This is a genomic window from Mitsuaria sp. RG (assembly GCF_028369275.1).
Classification (GTDB): domain Bacteria; phylum Pseudomonadota; class Gammaproteobacteria; order Pseudomonadales; family Pseudomonadaceae; genus Aquipseudomonas; species Aquipseudomonas peradeniyensis.
The window spans coordinates 25,607-41,575 of record NZ_JAQMYQ010000028.1 but is presented as its reverse complement, the minus strand read 5'-3'; the positions used below and the strand labels follow the sequence as shown (position 1 = coordinate 41,575).

17 protein-coding genes are annotated in these 15,969 nt (G+C 65.9%); 6 read left to right on the top strand and 11 right to left on the bottom strand.

What is annotated here, in order from left to right; all coding sequences use genetic code 11:
- Positions 1-19 precede the first annotated feature (19 nt).
- Complete coding sequence (locus tag POF53_RS16515; RefSeq protein WP_498968563.1) at positions 20-391, top strand: COG4315 family predicted lipoprotein; 372 nt, start codon at positions 20-22, stop codon at positions 389-391.
- A gap of 102 nt (positions 392-493) precedes the next feature.
- On the opposite strand, the gene ubiA is transcribed toward POF53_RS16515, so the two are convergent.
- Together ubiA and POF53_RS16505 are read right to left on the bottom strand one after the other, a co-directional pair.
- Positions 494-1,384 carry a 4-hydroxybenzoate octaprenyltransferase gene (ubiA, locus tag POF53_RS16510; RefSeq protein ID WP_498968560.1) on the bottom strand — a complete coding sequence of 297 codons (891 nt, stop codon included), beginning with the start codon at positions 1,382-1,384 and terminating at the stop codon, positions 494-496.
- Positions 1,384-1,941 carry a chorismate--pyruvate lyase family protein gene (locus POF53_RS16505; RefSeq protein WP_254464596.1) on the bottom strand — a complete coding sequence of 186 codons (558 nt, stop codon included), beginning with the start codon at positions 1,939-1,941 and terminating at the stop codon, positions 1,384-1,386. The genes ubiA and POF53_RS16505 overlap by 1 nt, the downstream gene beginning before the upstream one ends.
- Before the next feature lie 248 nt (positions 1,942-2,189).
- Here POF53_RS16505 and POF53_RS16500 point away from each other — a divergent pair, with 248 nt between their 5' ends.
- From POF53_RS16500 to POF53_RS16485, 4 genes are all read left to right on the top strand, one after another.
- Positions 2,190-2,357 (top strand): rubredoxin, encoded by a 168-nt coding sequence (locus POF53_RS16500; RefSeq protein ID WP_012312109.1) that lies wholly within the window; start codon positions 2,190-2,192, stop codon positions 2,355-2,357.
- A 33-nt stretch (positions 2,358-2,390) separates the two neighbouring features.
- Entirely contained in the window at positions 2,391-3,539 is a 1,149-nt protein-coding gene (locus tag POF53_RS16495; RefSeq protein ID WP_203649372.1) for an NAD(P)/FAD-dependent oxidoreductase, read from the top strand.
- A 188-nt stretch (positions 3,540-3,727) separates the two neighbouring features.
- Positions 3,728-4,024, top strand: coding sequence for an HU family DNA-binding protein (locus POF53_RS16490; protein WP_027917040.1), 297 nt, complete (start codon positions 3,728-3,730; stop codon positions 4,022-4,024).
- Positions 4,025-4,158: 134 nt separating this feature from the next.
- Positions 4,159-4,533, top strand: coding sequence for a hypothetical protein (locus POF53_RS16485; RefSeq protein WP_050707542.1), 375 nt, complete (start codon positions 4,159-4,161; stop codon positions 4,531-4,533).
- A 146-nt stretch (positions 4,534-4,679) separates the two neighbouring features.
- Here the strand turns inward: POF53_RS16485 and POF53_RS16480 are convergent, their stop codons facing one another.
- The 6 genes from POF53_RS16480 to exbB form a co-directional block, all read right to left on the bottom strand.
- Positions 4,680-6,089 (bottom strand): aminoacyl-tRNA deacylase and HDOD domain-containing protein, encoded by a 1,410-nt coding sequence (locus POF53_RS16480; protein ID WP_232855398.1) that lies wholly within the window; start codon positions 6,087-6,089, stop codon positions 4,680-4,682.
- Between the two features lie 77 nt (positions 6,090-6,166).
- On the bottom strand, positions 6,167-8,245 hold the full coding sequence (gene recG, locus POF53_RS16475; RefSeq protein ID WP_498968556.1) for an ATP-dependent DNA helicase RecG: 2,079 nt from the start codon (positions 8,243-8,245) through the stop codon (positions 6,167-6,169).
- Between the two features lie 4 nt (positions 8,246-8,249).
- Entirely contained in the window at positions 8,250-9,176 is a 927-nt protein-coding gene (locus tag POF53_RS16470; RefSeq protein ID WP_028689956.1) for a hydrogen peroxide-inducible genes activator, read from the bottom strand.
- 94 nt (positions 9,177-9,270) lie between these two features.
- On the bottom strand, positions 9,271-9,984 hold the full coding sequence (locus tag POF53_RS16465; protein WP_498968553.1) for an energy transducer TonB: 714 nt from the start codon (positions 9,982-9,984) through the stop codon (positions 9,271-9,273).
- Positions 9,985-10,001: 17 nt separating this feature from the next.
- A complete protein-coding gene (gene exbD, locus POF53_RS16460; RefSeq protein ID WP_023632733.1) occupies positions 10,002-10,430 on the bottom strand; it encodes a TonB system transport protein ExbD in 429 nt (142 codons plus the stop codon).
- A gap of 3 nt (positions 10,431-10,433) precedes the next feature.
- Positions 10,434-11,420 carry a tonB-system energizer ExbB gene (gene exbB, locus POF53_RS16455; RefSeq protein ID WP_203649378.1) on the bottom strand — a complete coding sequence of 329 codons (987 nt, stop codon included), beginning with the start codon at positions 11,418-11,420 and terminating at the stop codon, positions 10,434-10,436.
- Between the two features lie 192 nt (positions 11,421-11,612).
- Here exbB and POF53_RS16450 point away from each other — a divergent pair, with 192 nt between their 5' ends.
- Positions 11,613-12,470 carry an SDR family oxidoreductase gene (locus POF53_RS16450; RefSeq protein WP_498968551.1) on the top strand — a complete coding sequence of 286 codons (858 nt, stop codon included), beginning with the start codon at positions 11,613-11,615 and terminating at the stop codon, positions 12,468-12,470.
- Positions 12,471-12,626: 156 nt separating this feature from the next.
- Here the strand turns inward: POF53_RS16450 and POF53_RS16445 are convergent, their stop codons facing one another.
- Genes POF53_RS16445 through spoT form a run of 3 tightly spaced genes read right to left on the bottom strand, consistent with a single transcriptional unit; the run spans position 12,627 to position 15,924 of the window.
- The gene (locus POF53_RS16445; protein ID WP_232855396.1) at positions 12,627-13,352 is read right to left on the bottom strand and encodes a hypothetical protein; all 726 of its coding nucleotides are present in this window, start codon (positions 13,350-13,352) and stop codon (positions 12,627-12,629) included.
- A 59-nt stretch (positions 13,353-13,411) separates the two neighbouring features.
- Complete coding sequence (locus POF53_RS16440; protein ID WP_028689951.1) at positions 13,412-13,792, bottom strand: RidA family protein; 381 nt, start codon at positions 13,790-13,792, stop codon at positions 13,412-13,414.
- Positions 13,793-13,815: 23 nt separating this feature from the next.
- Positions 13,816-15,924, bottom strand: coding sequence for a bifunctional GTP diphosphokinase/guanosine-3',5'-bis pyrophosphate 3'-pyrophosphohydrolase (gene spoT / locus POF53_RS16435; protein WP_028689950.1), 2,109 nt, complete (start codon positions 15,922-15,924; stop codon positions 13,816-13,818).
- Between the last annotated feature and the right edge of the window lie 45 nt (positions 15,925-15,969).

Sequence of the window (15,969 nt, the reverse complement as noted above, 5' to 3'; positions counted from 1 at the left end):
CGAAACAATGGTGATTCCAATGACACGACATACGCTGAGCTGGATGGCCCTTTGCGCTGCGCTGGCAGTGCCGGGGGTGGCGTCGGCTCATCACGCCATGGAAAAGGGCGGCATGTGGGTCGATCATGATGGCATGACGCTGTACACCTTCGACAAGGATGTTGGCGGCAAGTCCATGTGCAACGGCGAGTGCGCCAAGAACTGGCCGCCGTTGATGGTGAAGAAGGACGACGAGGCGCCGAAGGACAAGTGGAGCCATGTCACTCGTGACGACGGCAAGATGCAGTGGGCCTACGACGGCAAGCCGCTTTACACCTTCGTCAAGGACAAGAAGGCCGGGGAGACCACCGGTGATGGCATGAAGGACGTCTGGCATATCGCCAAGCCCTGAAGGTTGATATTTGACCCTGTGGGAGCGGGTTTACCCGCGAATGCTGCGGTGCCGCCGCCATCGCATTCGCGGGTAAACCCGCTCCCACAGAGACGGTGAGCCTCAGCGCAACGCGTAATCCAGCACCACCCCGCCAAAAATCAGCATCCCCGCCCAATGGTTGTGCAGAAACGCCTTGAAGCACGACTCCCGATCCAGCTTGCGCGTCGACCAGAACTCCCAGGCAAAGCACACCGCCGCCGCCAACAGCCCCAGGTGGAACCAGCCGCCCAGCTCGAAACGGTTACCCGCCAGCAACAGGCAGCCCAGCGACAGCAACTGCAAGGTCAGGATGATCACCCGGTCGGCCTCGCCGAACAGGATGGCGGTGGATTTCACGCCGATCTTCAGGTCGTCGTCACGGTCAACCATGGCGTAGTAAGTGTCGTAGCCCACCGTCCACAGCAGGTTGGCGATGTACAGCAGCCAGGCGCTGGCCGGCAGCTCGCCGCCCGCGGCGGTGAAAGCCATGGGTATACCCCAGGAGTACGCCGCGCCCAGCACCACCTGCGGGTAGTAGGTGTAGCGCTTCATGAACGGGTAGCAGAACGCCAGGGCGACCGCGCCGAACGACAGCCATACCGTGGTAGCGTTGGTGCACAGCACCAGCAGGAAACTCAGCCCCACCAGCAGGGCGAACAGCACCAGCGCTTCGCGGGGTTTCACCCGGCCGCTGGCCAGTGGCCGGTCAGCGGTGCGCTTGACGTGGCCGTCCACCTTGCGGTCGGCGAAGTCGTTGATGCAGCAGCCGGCGGCGCGCATCAGCACCACGCCCAAACCGAAGATCAGCACGTTGGCCAGGGTCGGCGAACCGTTGCCGGCGATCCACACCGCCACCAGCGTCGGCCACAGCAGCAGGTAGATGCCGATCGGGCGGTCCATGCGGCTCAGCTGGATGAAGTCCCAGGCCCGTGGGTGCAGGCGGTTGAGCGACTTGAGCAGTTGCAGGTACATCAGCGGTTCTCCTCCTTGGCCGCGTGCCACAGGGCGGGCAGGAACACCTCGGCCACCAGCAGGTCGAGGCCGTCGCGCTCGAAGCGCGAGCGCCGCCCCCACAATCCGGCGCCGGCGACCTCGGCGGGCAGCCAGCCCTGTGGATAACTGCACACTTCGATCGGGTGGCGGACGAACGCCTGGTCACAGAACAGCAGCTCGCCCAGCGAGCGGCTGCCCAGGGTCTCCAGGTCCAGCCCGCCGCGTTCCAGCGCCGTGCGACTGGCCACGCTGCGGGCGAACACCCACGGATGGCCGTGGCCGCGCAGGTAGACCTCGCGCACCCAGCCCTGCGCGCCAGGCGCCAGGCCCAAGGCGGCGCACTCGTCGTCGCGCAGGGGCTGCCAGCCTTCGAACAGGGGCGTGACGCTGAAGTGATCGTGGGAGAGACGGGTCAGGCGACGGGTCAGGGAGCCCTCGTCGAACAGCCAGCCCAGGGTCGGCTGGTCGAGGGTGGTCGCCAGCTGCGGATACGCCAGCCACGCGACAGCGGCTGCTTGCGGGGTTTCGTACGGCACGTCGGTATGCTTGATACAGGCCAGAGAGGCGGCGAGCTTAGCATGTTTGCCCGGACTGCTTGCATACTGCTGGCAGGGCCAGTACAAAGCCCCCACGAATTGCGCGGTAGCCCCTTCGCGGGTAAACCCGCTCCCACAGGTACAGTGCAGCCCTCGGGAACTGCGCGTCCCTTGTAGGAGCGGGCTTGCCCCGCGATGAGGCCGTCAGCTGCAACGCATCCTTAAGCCTGACCGAGGAACAGCAGTAAATGAAGAAGTGGCAATGTATTGTCTGCGGCCTGATCTACGACGAGGCCCAAGGTTGGCCGGACGACGGCATCGCCCCCGGCACCCGCTGGGAAGATGTACCGCAAGACTGGCTGTGCCCCGACTGCGGCGTGGGCAAGAGTGATTTCGAAATGATCGCCATCGGCTGATCGCAACCCTGGCTTGAAGAAGGAACGCACGACATGACGTCCCCCGTGGTGATCATCGGTACCGGCCTTGCCGGCTACAACCTGGCGCGAGAGTTTCGCAAGCTCGACGGCGATACGCCGCTGTTGCTGATCACCGCCGACGACGGTCGCTCCTACTCCAAGCCCATGCTGTCCACCGGCTTCGCCAAGCAGAAGGACGCCGACGGCCTGTGCATGGCCGAACCGGGTGCGATGGCCGAGCAGCTCAAGGCCGAGATTCGTACCCATACCCGCATCAGCGGCATCGACCCAGGCCACAAGCGCCTGTGGATCGGCGAGGAAGCAGTGGAGTACCGCGACCTGGTGCTGGCCTGGGGCGCGCAGACGGTGCAGGTGCCTGTGGAAGGCGATGCCGGCGAGCTGGTCTTCCCGATCAACGACCTGGAGGACTACGCACGCTTTCGCGCTGCGGCCGCGGGCAAGCAGCGTGTGCTGATCCTCGGTGCCGGCCTGATCGGTTGCGAATTCGCCAACGACCTCAGCTTAGGCGGCCTGCACTGCGAGGTCGTCGCCCCCTGTGAGCAGGTGATGCCGACTCTGCTGCACCCAGCTGCCGCCGCAGCCGTGCAGGCGGGCCTGGAAGGACTGGGCGTGCGCTTTCACCTCGGCCCGGTGCTGACCCGCCTGCAGCGGGCAGGGGAGGCGCTCGAGGCGCACCTGTCCGATGGCAGCGTGATTCCCTGCGACCTGGTGGTGTCAGCCATCGGCCTGCGTCCGCGCACCGACCTGGCGGCGGCGGCGGGTTTGCAGGTCAACCGTGGGGTGGTGGTGGACCGCCAGCTGCGCACTTCACATGCCAATATCTTCGCCCTGGGCGACTGCGCCGAGGTCGACGGCATCAACCTGCTGTACGTCATGCCGCTGATGACCTGCGCCCGTGCCCTGGCCCAGACCCTGGCCGGCAACCCGACCGCGGTGGCCTACGGCCCGATGCCGGTCACCGTGAAGACCCCGGCCTGTCCACTGGTGGTATCCCCGGTGCCGCCCGGCCATGAGGGCACCTGGGTGGTCGAAGGCAGCGGCGCCGACCTGAAAGTGCTCTGCCACGGTGCCGATGGCCAGCTGCTGGGCTACGCCCTGACCGGCGGCGCGGTCATGGAGAAACTGGCGCTGAATCGCCAGTTACCGCCCTTGATGGCGTAAATAGCGGGCGTTCTGTCGGAATTATCCTGTTCTTGCCGCGACAATGGCCGCCCAGATACTGGCGCGGCCCCGGTCGGCGTGCCATCCTCACTGGCGTCTGCCGCAGCCTAGAGCCTGCGGTGCCTTGAACGCTGCTCCCTTCGGCAGCACGGCATAACAACAAGAAATCCCGTCAAAGAGGCTTCACTATGCGTAAACCAGAACTCGCCGCCGTCATCGCCGAAAAGGCCGATCTGACCAAGGAAAAGGCCAACCAGGTCCTCAACGCGATTCTCGACAGCATCACCGGCGCGCTCGACAAGGACACCGTCACCCTGGTCGGTTTCGGCACCTTCGAAAAACGCCACCGTGGCGCCCGCACCGGCAAGAACCCGCAGACCGGCCAGCCGGTGAAGATCAAGGCCAGCAATACCGTCGCTTTCAAACCAGGCAAGAACCTGCGTGACAGCGTCAACGTCCCGGCCAAACCTGCCAAGAAAAAGTGATCGAACAGTTTCACCCGACGGGCGCCTGGAGGCGCCCGTTGCGTTTCTGGTAAGCAAATGCGGCGAACTTGCATAATCAGGGCGAGAAACGGATAAACTGCGCGACTCAGTCACTTTTCATTCGAGGCGTGTTGATGAAGTTTCGCTTTCTTCTCTGGGCCATGGGTCTGCTGATGGCCAAGGCCAGCCGCAACAACCCGGCGTTCCAGCAGCAGTTGCAGGACAAGGACCTGGTCTTCCAGATGCAGACGCTCGATGGCAAGGTCGCCCGGCACTTCATCGTCAAGGACCTGCGCATCAGCAGCAAGGGCGGCCTGCACCCGCAGCCGGCCTTCGCCATCGCCTTCAAGGACGCCGCCTACGGCTTCGCCACGCTGCAGGCCGGCAACAAGCAGCTGGCGTTCATGCAGGGGATCCAGGAGAAGAACATCCAGATCAAGGGCAATCCGGCGCTGGTGATCTGGTTCCAGGGCTTGATGAAGTACCTGAAGCCGAAGAAGAAGGCCTGAGCCCCAGGCGCAGGGCTTCTCTGTAGGAGCGGCCTTGTGCCGCGAATGGGCTGCGTAGCAGCCCCAGCTGGTCTGCGCCATTATTGAAATTGCTGGGGCCGCTTCGCGCCCCTTTCGCGGCGCAAGGCCGCTCCTACAGAGTGATCTTAATGCGAGTGCGGCGCGTGGAACTGCGACGCCAGCTCGCGCAGCAGGGCCTCGGCCTCCAGCACCTTGTTCACCACCTCTTCGGCCTTGTCCCGGGTCAGCCCCAGGCGCTCGAGCAGGGCATCCGGGATCTCGTCCTTCGGCCCCGAGCCGATTCCCCGGGCGCGCAGCAGGCGCGTCGCCAGGCACACCAGGTTGGGGAACGCCGCATAATCGCCGGCGTACGCCGGATCGTGCTGGAAGCGCAGGGCCGTGGACAGCTCGTCGGGCATGTCCCACAGCTTCATCAGCCAGGCCCCGATCTGTTCACGGCTGATCCCCAGCAGGTGCTGTTCCACATAGCTGTGGCACAGGTGCGGGTTGACCTCCAGGTGGCGGCAGATCAGCGAGAAGTGCGGCGGGAAGACGTGGGCCAGCAGCAGGTAACCGAAGTTGTGCAGCAGGCCGGCCAGGTAGGTCAGGCCCGCTTCCGGGCGCTCGGCGCGCGGCATGGCGCGGGTCAGGCCCTCGATCACCGCGGCGGTGTAGATCGACTGCTGCCAGTACGGCGTGGCCTGTTGCGGGTGGTCCTTGGGCAGGCTCAGGGTCTTGCCCAGCGCCAGGCCCAGGGCCAGGTTGATCACCAGGTCGAAGCCCAGCACGCGGACGATGGCGTCCTCCACCGAGCGAATCTTGCCGGGCGAGGCGTAGTACGGAGAGGCAGCCCAGCTGACCACCTGCGCGGCCAGGGCCGGGTCGGTCTCCACCACACCGGTGATGTCGTCGATGCTGGCATTGGGGTCGACGCGCAGCTTGATGATCTTCTGCGCGGTGTCGGCCAGCGGCGGAATCTCGATGGTCTGCTCCAGGCGTTGCTGGATGCGGCGGGCGGTGAAGGCCTGGACGGCGCGGATGACTTCCTTGGGAGGGCCGTCCAACTGATCGAAACTCAGGCGAATATCGCTGATCTGCTGGCCGAACGTGCTGGCGCTGGCCTTGAACAGCATCTTCTTGAAGGCTGTCCTGCCGATTTCCAGGAGCAGGCCGGCTTCGCCGGACTGGATCAGCAGGGTCTCGTTGTCGAGCAGGCTCTTTTCGTACTGGCACGGCGAGCTGGTCAGGGCGGGAATGGCCGGCAGGGCCTTGAGGTGATGCTTGTCGAGCATCTGCTTCAGGCGCTCCAGCGGCACGGCCTTGAGCTTGCGGCCGGTCAGCTCTTCAAGGCGCTTGAGGTCCAGCAACTGGCTTTGCGGGAACAGCACCATCAAGGCACCGATCTCGTCATCGAGCAGCACGGCCTGCACCCGCGAGGCGGCCGGCAGCCCCGGGTGCTCGGGCACCTCGCGGAAGCTGACGCCGAGCTTGTCGAGCAACAGCCGGATGACAGACGGTGCGTGTAGGGTTGCGGTATCCAGGGCAACTTCAGTCATGGCCTGTATCCAATCATTCTGTAAACGCGAAGTATAACCAGCCTGTCCGACAAGCTGGATCCATTATGGGACGGGCGTCACACCTGGCCATATTGTTGACCGTGGCGCAGCCAGCGATCGAGCAACGGGCTGACGTGGTCGGGCCAGCGTGCCAGCAGGGCCTGGGCGGCGTCGCGTACGGCCGGCAGCAGGTCGGCGTCGCGCATCAGGTCGGCGACCTTGAACTGTAGCAGGCCGGTCTGGCGGGTCCCGAGCATCTCGCCGGGGCCACGCAACTCCAGGTCCTTCTCTGCTATGACGAATCCGTCGTTGGTTTCCCGCATGATGCCCAGGCGCTCGCGGCCGATCTGCGACAGCGGCGGGTGATAGAGCAGCACGCAGTGGCTCACCGCGCTGCCCCGGCCGACCCGGCCACGCAGCTGGTGCAGCTGGGCCAGGCCCAGGCGCTCGGGGTTCTCGATGATCATCAGGCTGGCATTGGGCACGTCGACGCCGACCTCGATCACCGTGGTGGCCACCAGCAGTTGCAGGTCGCCGGCCTTGAACTCGGCCATCACCGCGGCCTTTTCCGCAGGCTTCATGCGCCCGTGGATCAGGCCCACGCGCAGCTCGCCCAGGGCGCTGCCCAGCTCTTCGAAGGTGCTCTCGGCGGCCTGGCAGGTCAGCTCTTCGGACTCTTCGATCAGGGTGCACACCCAGTAGGTCTGGCGGCCTTCGGCACAGGCGGCGCGGACCCGCTCGACCACCTCGAAGCGGCGGCTGTCGGCGACCAGCACGGTGTTCACCGGGGTACGTCCGGGCGGCAGCTCGTCGAGGACCGAGGTGTCGAGGTCGGCATAGGCGCTCATGGCCAGGGTGCGCGGGATCGGCGTGGCGGTCATGATCAGCTGGTGCGGGCACAGCTGGCCCATGACGCCCTTCTTGCGCAGGGCCAGGCGCTGCTGCACGCCGAAGCGGTGCTGTTCGTCGATGATCGCCAGGGCCAGGTGCTTGAACTGCACCTCGTCCTGGAACAGCGCGTGGGTGCCGACCACCATGGGCGCGCCATTGGCGATCTGCTCCAGGGCGCTGGCGCGGGCCTTGCCCTTGAGCTTGCCGGCCAGCCAGGCGACCTCGATGCCCAGCGGTTCGAGCCAGCGCTTGAAGGTGATGTAGTGCTGTTCGGCGAGGATCTCGGTGGGCGCCATCAGGGCGACCTGGTAACCCGCTTCCAGAGCCTGCAGGGCGGCCAGCGCGGCGACCACTGTCTTGCCGGCGCCTACGTCGCCTTGCACCAGGCGCATCATCGGCTCGTGCTGGCTGAGATCGTAGGCAATTTCGTTGCCGACCCGCTGCTGGGCGCCGGTCGGGCTGAAACCGAGGTTGGCCAGGTACTGCGCCGGCAGGCGGCTGGCCTTGGGCAGCACCGGCGCCCGCAGGCTGCGCTGGCTCTCGCGCAGGCGTTGCTGCGAGAGCTGGTGGGTCAGCAGCTCCTCGAAGGCCAGGCGATGCTGGGCCCAGTGATGGCCCTCGGCGAGTTCCTCGAGGTCGGCGTCTGCCGGCGGGTTGTGCAGGTAGCGGATGGCGTCGCTGAGCGGCGCCAACTGGTAGTCGCGGGCCAGTTCGTCGGGCAGCCAGTCGGGCAGGCTGCGCGGGCCGAGCAGGCCGAGGCTCTGCTGGCACAGCAGGCGCAGGCGCTGCTGGGTCAGGCCTTCGGTGGTCGGGTAGATCGGTGTCAGCGTCTGTTCGACCGGCGGCGGTGCTTCGTCGCCGTTCAGCGCCCGGTATTCCGGGTGGTAGATCTCCAGCCCCGAGGCGCCGGGGCGGGCTTCACCATAGCAGCGCAGGTGGGTGCCACGCTTGAGGCCCTCCTTCTGCGCATTGCTGAAATGGTAGAAGCGCAGGCTCAGCGTGCCGCTGCCGTCGCCCAGGCGCACCACCAGGCTGCGGCGCTTGCCCATGGTCACGTCGGCCCCGCTGACCACGCCCTCGATGACTGCGTCCTGGCCTGGACGCAACTGGCCGATGGGCACCACGCGGGTGCGGTCCTGGTAGCGCAGCGGCAGGTGGAACAGCAGGTCCTGCAGGTTCTCCAGACCGACCTTGGCGAGTTTTTCCGCCATGGCGTCGCCTACGCCCTTGAGCGTGGTGACCGGGACGTTCGACAGCTCGGTCATGGGTTCAGGCCGGTTGTTCCACCGGCGGCTTGGCCACCGAGCAGAGGCGGATCGAGTCGGCGAGGATCTCGATGGCCTTCGGCCGCGGGAAGCTGGCGCGCCAGGCGATGGCCACGGTACGGAACGGTGCGGGCGCGGTCAGCGGACGGACTTCGATGACGCCCGGCGCGTAATGATGGCTGTGCACCGCCGACAGCGGCAGGATCGACACGCCCAGGCCCGAGGCGACCATGTGGCGGATGGTTTCCAGCGAGCTGGACTCGACCGTGGTGTGCTTGGAACCCTCGCCGCCCTTGTTCAGCGTCGGGCAGGCCTCGAGCACCTGGTCGCGGAAGCAGTGGCCCTCGCCGAGCAGCAACAGGCTCTTGTCGTTGAGCATGGCGGTGTCGATGGTGTCCTTGGCGGTCCACGGGTGGTCGGCTGGCATCAAGGCGCAGAACGGCTCGTCGTACAGCGGCAGGGTCAGCACGTCGGCCTCGTTGAACGGCAGGGCGATGATCACCGCGTCCAGTTCGCCGTTGCGCAGCTTTTCGCGCAGCACGTGGGTGAAGTTCTCTTCGATGTACAACGGCATCTGCGGCGCCACGCGGTGCAGCTGCGGGATCAGGTGCGGGAACAGATAGGGGCCGACGGTGTAGATGGCGCCGACCTTGAGTGGCGCGGTCAGCTGGTTCTTGCCGGCCTGGGCCAGCTCGCGGATACCTTGGGCCTGCTCCAGTACCTTCTGCGCCTGGGCGACGATGCTCTCGCCGACCGGCGTGAGGCGCACCGCGCTCTTGCTGCGCTCGAAGATCAGCACGCCGAGTTCGTCCTCGAGCTTCTTCACGCCCACCGACAGGGTCGGCTGGCTGACGTGGCAACGCTCGGCCGCGTGGCCGAAGTGCTGCTCTTGCGCGAGGGTGACGATGTAGCGAAGTTCGGTGAGGGTCATAACGTGCGTCCATGAAGTTGCGGCCCCAGCATAGCGGCTGCAATCGATAGACGCACGTTATCAGACTTGCCGTTTTGTGACAGAAACAAAAACGTCAGCGTCGGTCCAGCGAGTAGACGAACGGCGCGACGACTTCGATCGTGCCATTGTTCAGCAACTCCGCCGGAGGCTTGGGCACCGTGCCGGCACGGCGGATCATCTCCAGCGTGGCCCGGTCCAGCGCCGCGCTGCCGGAACCGCCGGCCAGCGCGTACGAGACCACCTTGCCTTCGGCGTCGACCACGAAGCGCAGGCGGTTGATGCCCTGCAGTCCGCGACGGCGAGCGTCCTCGGGGTACTTCTTGTACTTGGCCAGGTGACGCAGCAGATCGCTCTGCCAGCTTGGCAGGGCATTGCTGTTGGACGCGATGCTCGGCTGTGGCGCCGCCGACTTCTGCGGTGGCGTGTTGCTCGGCGGCGTGTCCGCGACGTCGTCCTTGGCCGGTGGTTCGTCCTTCGGCGGCTCAAGCTTCTTCTCGGGCTTGGGCGGCTGTGGCTTGGCCTTGGGCTTGGGCGGCTTGGGAATGGCGATCTTCGGCTTCGGTGCCTCTGCCAGCTTCGGCAGTGGCGGTTCCTCGACCGGCGTCGGCGGTTTCGGGGCGGCCTTGGGCGGTGGCGGCGGCGCGGGCTCGGGCAGCGGTGCCAGCTCGACCATCATCGCTGCCGGCGGCAACTCGAGGGCCTGGGGCACCGACCAGTTGAGCGTCAGCAGCACGGCGACTGCGTGCACACCCAGCACGATCGCCAGGCTGCCACCGTAGCGCGCCATGTTTGAGCGCGTTTTCGTCATTTCTTGGCTGCCGTCTCGAGTCCGACCAGGCCGACCTTGAGGTAGCCGGCGGCGCGCATGGTGTTCATCACTTCCATCAGGTCGCCGTAGTCGACGCCCTTGTCAGCCTGGAAGAAGATGGTGGTTTCCTTGTCGCCCTTGGTCTTGGCGTCGAGCATGGCGCCAAGCTGGTCGCGCTGGGCCACCTCGTCGTCGCCGAGGTAGAGCTTCTTGTCGGCCTTGACGCTGACGAACACCGGCTTCTCGGGCCTCGGCGCGGGCTTCGCGGTCGAGGCGGGCAGGTCGACCTTGATGTCGACCGTGGCCAGGGGCGCCGCGACCATGAAGATGATCAGCAGCACCAGCATCACGTCGATGAACGGCGTGACGTTGATTTCGTGGTTCTCGGCGAGGTCATCGCCACCTTCGTTGAGATGCAGGCCCATGGCTTACCCCACTTTCACCATGTGCGGGGCGGCGCGCTCGCTGCCCTGGTGGTCCAGATCGCGGCTGACCAGCAGCAGGACCTGGGCGGAGGCGTCGGACACCTGTGCCTTGTAGCCGGCGATGGAGCGGGCGAAGACGTTGTAGATGACCACGGCCGGGATCGCGGCGACCAGGCCCAGGGCGGTGGCCAGCAGGGCTTCGGCGATGCCCGGGGCGACCACGGCGAGGTTGGTGGTCTGGGTCTTGGCGATGCCGATGAAGCTGTTCATGATGCCCCACACGGTGCCAAACAGGCCGACGAACGGCGCGGTAGAACCGATGGTGGCCAGCACGCCGGTGCCGCTGCTCATGGTCCGGCCGCTGGCGGCCACCAGGCGCTCCAGGCGGAAGCTGACGCGTTCCTTGATGCCTTCCTTCTCGCGAGCGTTGGCCGACAGGCGCATCTCTTCGAGGGCGTCATGCACCAGGGTGTGGGCCAGGGTGCCTTCCTTGTTCGAGACCTCGCTGGCCTCTTTCAGGCTCACCGAGCGCTTCAGGGCGGCGATCTCGCCACGCAGGCGGCGCTTGGCGCCCATCAGTTCGAAGCCCTTGGCGATCCAGATGGTCCAGGTGATGATCGAGGCGATGGCCAGGCCGATCATCACGGCCTTCACCACCACGTCGGCGTTCTTGTACATGCCCCATGGGGACAGGTCGTGGGCCATGCCCAGCGAGGTGTCTTCGACCATCGCCTGCACGTTCTCGTCGGCCGGAGCCTGGCCTTCCACCGGAGCATTTGCGTCAGCAGGCGCGGCGATCGGCGCGGCAACCGGTGCCTGGCCTTCGGCGGCAGGCGTGGCCGGGGCGGTGGCAGCGGCGGCTGCCGGGGTAGCGGCGACAGGCTCATCGGCCATGGCTGCCGGGGCCAGTACCAGGCTGAACATCAGCGCGGCAATGGCGCGCCAGGCGCGCGACGGGGTTGGCGAAGCGGAAGGTTGAGTACGTGTCATGCTGGCCGGACCTGATGAAGAGAAATGGGTTGAGTTCTTCAAGGCCTCGAAGCAGGCCGAGAACAGACAGGGCCGCCATTATTGCAAGTAATTCTTGTTAACAAAAGTAATACTGTTGCTTTTTTTGACCTTGGTATAGCCGTTTATCGCGCTAACCCGATAGCCTGTGCCTTTCGCATTAGGAGGTTCGGTATGTCAGACGTTTCAGCTTTGATCGTGGGTTGCGGTGATGTGGGCAGCCGCCTGGCCCGCCAACTGCTTGCTCAAGGCTGGCAGGTCAGCGGCTTGCGCCGTTCGGTCGATCAGCTGCCCGAAGGGGTTCGGCCGATCGCCGCCGATCTGGCCGAGCCGCAGATACCGAGCGCCTGGCCTGAGCAGGGGCCTGATTACCTGGTGTATTGCGTGGCGGCCAGCCAGCACGATGAAGCCGGCTACCAGGCGGCCTATGTCGAAGGTCTGCGCCATGTGCTGGGATGGCTGGCGGCGAAAGGGCAGCGGCCACGACGCCTGGTGTTCGTGTCCAGTAGCAGCGTGTATGCGCAGCAGGACGGTGAATGGATTGCCGAAGCGGCAGCCACGCAGCCCGAGGGCTATTCCGGCAAGGTGATGCTCGAGGCCGAGCGGCTGGCGCTGGACAGCGGCATTCCCGCGACGATCGTGCGCCTGACCGGCATCTATGGGCCGGGGCGTGAGTGGTTGCTGAGCCAGGTGCGCCAGGGTTACCGCGTGGCCGAGGAGCCGCCGTTGTACGGCAACCGTATCCATGCCGAGGATGCCGCCGGCCTGATAGCGCACCTGCTGCGCGCCGATGCCCGGGGTGTTGCGCTGGACGACTGCTATATCGGTGTCGATGACGATCCGGCGCCGCTGGCCGAGGTGGTGGCCTGGCTGCGCGAGTACCTGGGCGTTACCCAGTGGTCGGATGAGCAGCGGGTGCGGCGTACCGGCAGCAAGCGTTGCAGCAATGCGCGGGCGCGGGCGTTGGGGTGGGTGCCGCAGTACCCGAGCTACAAAGAGGGGTATGCGGCCATTCTCGAGGGAAGAAACTAACCTTCAAGGCTTGATGCGCCCCCTTGTAGGAGCGGCCTTGTGCCGCGAAAGGGCTGCGAAGCAGCCCCAGCAATCCATGCGGCGCCTCTTGAATCCTGGGGCTGCTTCGCAGCCCTTTCGCGGCGCAAGGCCGCTCCTACAGAGGGCGTGCGCGCTTCAGTCCTTTTCCAGCACCCACTGCCGCGCACCGGCGGTCAGTTGCGGCATTTCATCCGGCTGGGCGCGGTTCACCGCCTGGAAGATCTCCAGGGTGTCGCCGTCGCGCTTGAAGATCCACGGCGCGCCGCGCTGGTTGCGCTCCAGCCACAGGCTGTCGTTGCCATCGCCCATGGTCGCGCAGTCGCCCGCCAGGCACAGGGCGAAGCGGTCGGGGCCGGGCAGGCCGGTGACGTTGCCGGTGTCGCTGAAGCGCACCACGGCGCCCTTGCCCTGGCCTTCGACGATCTTCCAGTCGCCGCCCAGGTATTGCTGGTACAGCGCCTTCTCGAAGCTGCCGCCCAGCGGCGTGTTCTGTGGGCCTTCGCTGCGCACGAAGGTTTGCTGGTGACCGGACGGGTCGATCGCCAGCAACTCGTCGCCGTCGAGCTTGAGCTGTTCGACCAGGCCACCTTCGAAGCTGACCTGCCAGTCTTTCTCGTTGGCGCTCAGACGCCCGTCGGCCGCCTCGAAGCCATTGCTGAAGCTGGCCTGCTGGTTCTTGACGTCGATCTTCCATTCGAACACCGGGCCCTGGGCGTCGAGGGCCTGGCGCAGGCTGGTGCCTTTGCGGGCGGCGTCGATGGCGGCCTGGTTGATCCAGGTGCCGTTGAAGTCTTCGGGTTTGTGGCTGGCGCAGCCGCCCAGGAGCAGGGCTGCCAGCGCGAGAGGCAATGCGTGGCGCATGGGGGAAACCTTGGGGCAGGAGAGGGTGGTGACGGGCGTGGCGCCCGTCACCGGGGGTATTACTCGAGGACCAGGATGGCGTCCATTTCGACCTGGGCACCCTTCGGCAGCGCGGCTACGCCGATGGCGGCGCGGGCTGGGTAAGGCTGTTCGAAGTAACGGCCCATGATTTCGTTGACCTTGGCGAAGTGGCTCAGGTCGGTGAGGAAGATGTTCAGCTTGACGATGTCCTTGAACGAGCCGCCAGCGGCTTCGGCCACCGACTTCAGGTTCTCGAACACCTGGACGGTCTGGGCTTCGAAGCCTTCGACCAGTTCCATGGTCTTTGGATCGAGCGGGATCTGGCCCGACATGTACACGGTGTTGCCAGCCTTGATCGCTTGCGAGTAGGTGCCGATGGCGGCAGGGGCCTTGTCGCTGGTGATGACGGTCTTGCTCATGATGACTCCTTGCGGTTGGCGGACTACGCACGCATCCGGGTGATGCGGACCACGCCGGTCAAGGTGCGCAGCTTCTTGATCACACGGGCCAGGTGCACGCGGTCGTGCACGCTGACCACCAGTTGGACCACGCTGATACGGCCGTCGCGTTCGTCCATGCTGATTTTCTCGATGTTGCCGTCGGCGGCGTTGACGCTGCTGGCCAGCAGCGCGATCAGGCCGCGCTGGTGCTCCAGCTCGACGCGCAGCTCGACGTTGAACTCGCCGGTGATGTCCTTGGCCCAGGAGAGCTGCAGGCACTTCTCCGGGTTGTGGCGGACTTCACTGATGTTGCGGCAGTCTTCCAGGTGCACGACCATGCCCTTGCCGGCCGACAGATGGCCGACGATAGGGTCGCCCGGGATCGGGGTGCAGCACTTGGCGTAGCTGAGCACCAGACCCTCGGTGCCGCGGATCGCCAGCGGGCCTTCCGGCGCCGGCAGCTGCTCGCCTTCGGCGGACAACAGGCGGCGGGCGACCACGTAGGCCATGCGGTTGCCCAGACCGATGTCCTCGAGCAGGTCCTCGAGCAGTTCCAGGCGGTACTCGGCGAGGATCGACTGGATGCGTTCCTGGGGGATCTTCTCCAGGCTGCTGTCGAAGCCGGTCAGCACCTTGTTCAGCAGGCGCTCGCCAAGGCTGATGGACTCGGAGCGACGCTGCTGCTTGAGGGCGTGGCGGATGTGCGTGCGTGCCTTGCCGGTGACCACGAAGTTGAGCCAGGCCGGGTTTGGCCGGGCGCCCGGTGCGCTGACGATCTCGACGGTGGAGCCGCTCTGCAGTGGCTCGGACAGCGGCGCCAGGCGGCGGTTGATACGGCAGGCGATGCAGCTGTTGCCAACGTCGGTGTGCACCGCGTAGGCGAAGTCGACGGCGGTGGAGCCCTTGGGCAGCTCCATGATCCGGCCTTTGGGGGTGAAGACGTAGACCTCGTCCGGGAACAGGTCGATCTTCACGCTCTCGATGAATTCCAGCGAGTTGCCGGCACGCTGCTGCAGCTCGAGGATGCCCTTGACCCACTGACGGGCGCGGGCGTGGCTGCCCTTGGGCTGCTCTTCCTCGTTGGACTTGTACAGCCAGTGCGCGGCGATGCCGTTGTTGGCCATCTCTTCCATTTCGCGGGTGCGGATCTGGATCTCGATGGGCACGCCGTGCATGCCGAACAGCGTGGTGTGCAACGACTGGTAGCCGTTGGCCTTGGGGATCGCGATGTAGTCCTTGAACCGACCCGGCAGCGGCTTGTACAGGTTGTGCACGGCGCCGAGCACGCGGTAGCAGGTGTCGACCTTGTCGACGATGATGCGGAAGGCGTACACGTCCATGATCTCGGTGAAGGCGCGGCGCTTGCCGCGCATCTTCTTGTAGATGCCATAGAGGTGTTTCTGCCGGCCGCTGACCTCGCCCTGGATGCCGTCGGCGGCCAGGCAGTTGGCCAGCGAGGTCTCGATCTTGGCGACGATTTCCTTGCGGTTGCCTCGCGCGCTCTTGACCGCCCGGTGGATCAGCGACGAACGCATCGGGTGCATGGCCTTGAAGCCGAGGTCCTCGAACTCGACGCGCACGGTGTGCATCCCCAGGCGGTTGGCGATGGGGGCGTAGATTTCGAGGGTTTCCTTGGCGATGCGCCGGCGTTTTTCGCCGGACAGTACTTCCAGGGTGCGCATGTTGTGCAGGCGGTCGGCCAGCTTGACCAGGATCACGCGGATATCGCGGGCCATGGCCATGGCCATCTTCTGGAAGTTCTCGGCCTGCGCCTCGGCCTTGGTCTCGAAGTTCATCTGGGTCAGCTTGCTGACCCCGTCGACCAGCTCGGCGACGGTCTCGCCGAATTGCTGGCTCAAGGCTTCCTTGGCGATGCCGGTGTCTTCGATCACGTCGTGCAGCATGGCCGCCATCAGGCTCTGATGGTCCATGTGCATGTCGGCGAGGATGCTGGCGACCGCCAGCGGGTGGGTCACGTAGGGCTCGCCGCTGCGGCGGCGCTGGCCATCGTGGGCCTGCTCGGCGTAGAAGTAGGCCCGGCGAACCAGGTTGACCTGTTCGGGGCCCAGGTAAGTCGACAGCCGTTCGGCGAGGGCTTCTATACCCGGCATGGTTTCACCTCTTGCTGAAGAAGAGGGCCTTGCGCCGCACGGTGT

Coding starts and splice junctions, on each gene's coding strand:
- POF53_RS16495 (WP_203649372.1), top strand. CDS start 2,391: ATGACGTCCCCCGTGGTGATCATCGGTACCGGCCTTGCCGGCTACAAC.
- POF53_RS16445 (WP_232855396.1), bottom strand. CDS start 13,352: ATGCGCCACGCATTGCCTCTCGCGCTGGCAGCCCTGCTCCTGGGCGGC.
- POF53_RS16500 (WP_012312109.1), top strand. CDS start 2,190: ATGAAGAAGTGGCAATGTATTGTCTGCGGCCTGATCTACGACGAGGCC.
- exbB (WP_203649378.1), bottom strand. CDS start 11,420: ATGACACGTACTCAACCTTCCGCTTCGCCAACCCCGTCGCGCGCCTGG.
- POF53_RS16465 (WP_498968553.1), bottom strand. CDS start 9,984: ATGGCGCGCTACGGTGGCAGCCTGGCGATCGTGCTGGGTGTGCACGCA.
- POF53_RS16485 (WP_050707542.1), top strand. CDS start 4,159: ATGAAGTTTCGCTTTCTTCTCTGGGCCATGGGTCTGCTGATGGCCAAG.
- POF53_RS16490 (WP_027917040.1), top strand. CDS start 3,728: ATGCGTAAACCAGAACTCGCCGCCGTCATCGCCGAAAAGGCCGATCTG.
- POF53_RS16470 (WP_028689956.1), bottom strand. CDS start 9,176: ATGACCCTCACCGAACTTCGCTACATCGTCACCCTCGCGCAAGAGCAG.
- exbD (WP_023632733.1), bottom strand. CDS start 10,430: ATGGGCCTGCATCTCAACGAAGGTGGCGATGACCTCGCCGAGAACCAC.
- POF53_RS16515 (WP_498968563.1), top strand. CDS start 20: ATGACACGACATACGCTGAGCTGGATGGCCCTTTGCGCTGCGCTGGCA.
- spoT (WP_028689950.1), bottom strand. CDS start 15,924: ATGCCGGGTATAGAAGCCCTCGCCGAACGGCTGTCGACTTACCTGGGC.
- POF53_RS16480 (WP_232855398.1), bottom strand. CDS start 6,089: ATGACTGAAGTTGCCCTGGATACCGCAACCCTACACGCACCGTCTGTC.
- ubiA (WP_498968560.1), bottom strand. CDS start 1,384: ATGTACCTGCAACTGCTCAAGTCGCTCAACCGCCTGCACCCACGGGCC.
- POF53_RS16450 (WP_498968551.1), top strand. CDS start 11,613: ATGTCAGACGTTTCAGCTTTGATCGTGGGTTGCGGTGATGTGGGCAGC.
- recG (WP_498968556.1), bottom strand. CDS start 8,245: ATGACCGAGCTGTCGAACGTCCCGGTCACCACGCTCAAGGGCGTAGGC.
- POF53_RS16440 (WP_028689951.1), bottom strand. CDS start 13,792: ATGAGCAAGACCGTCATCACCAGCGACAAGGCCCCTGCCGCCATCGGC.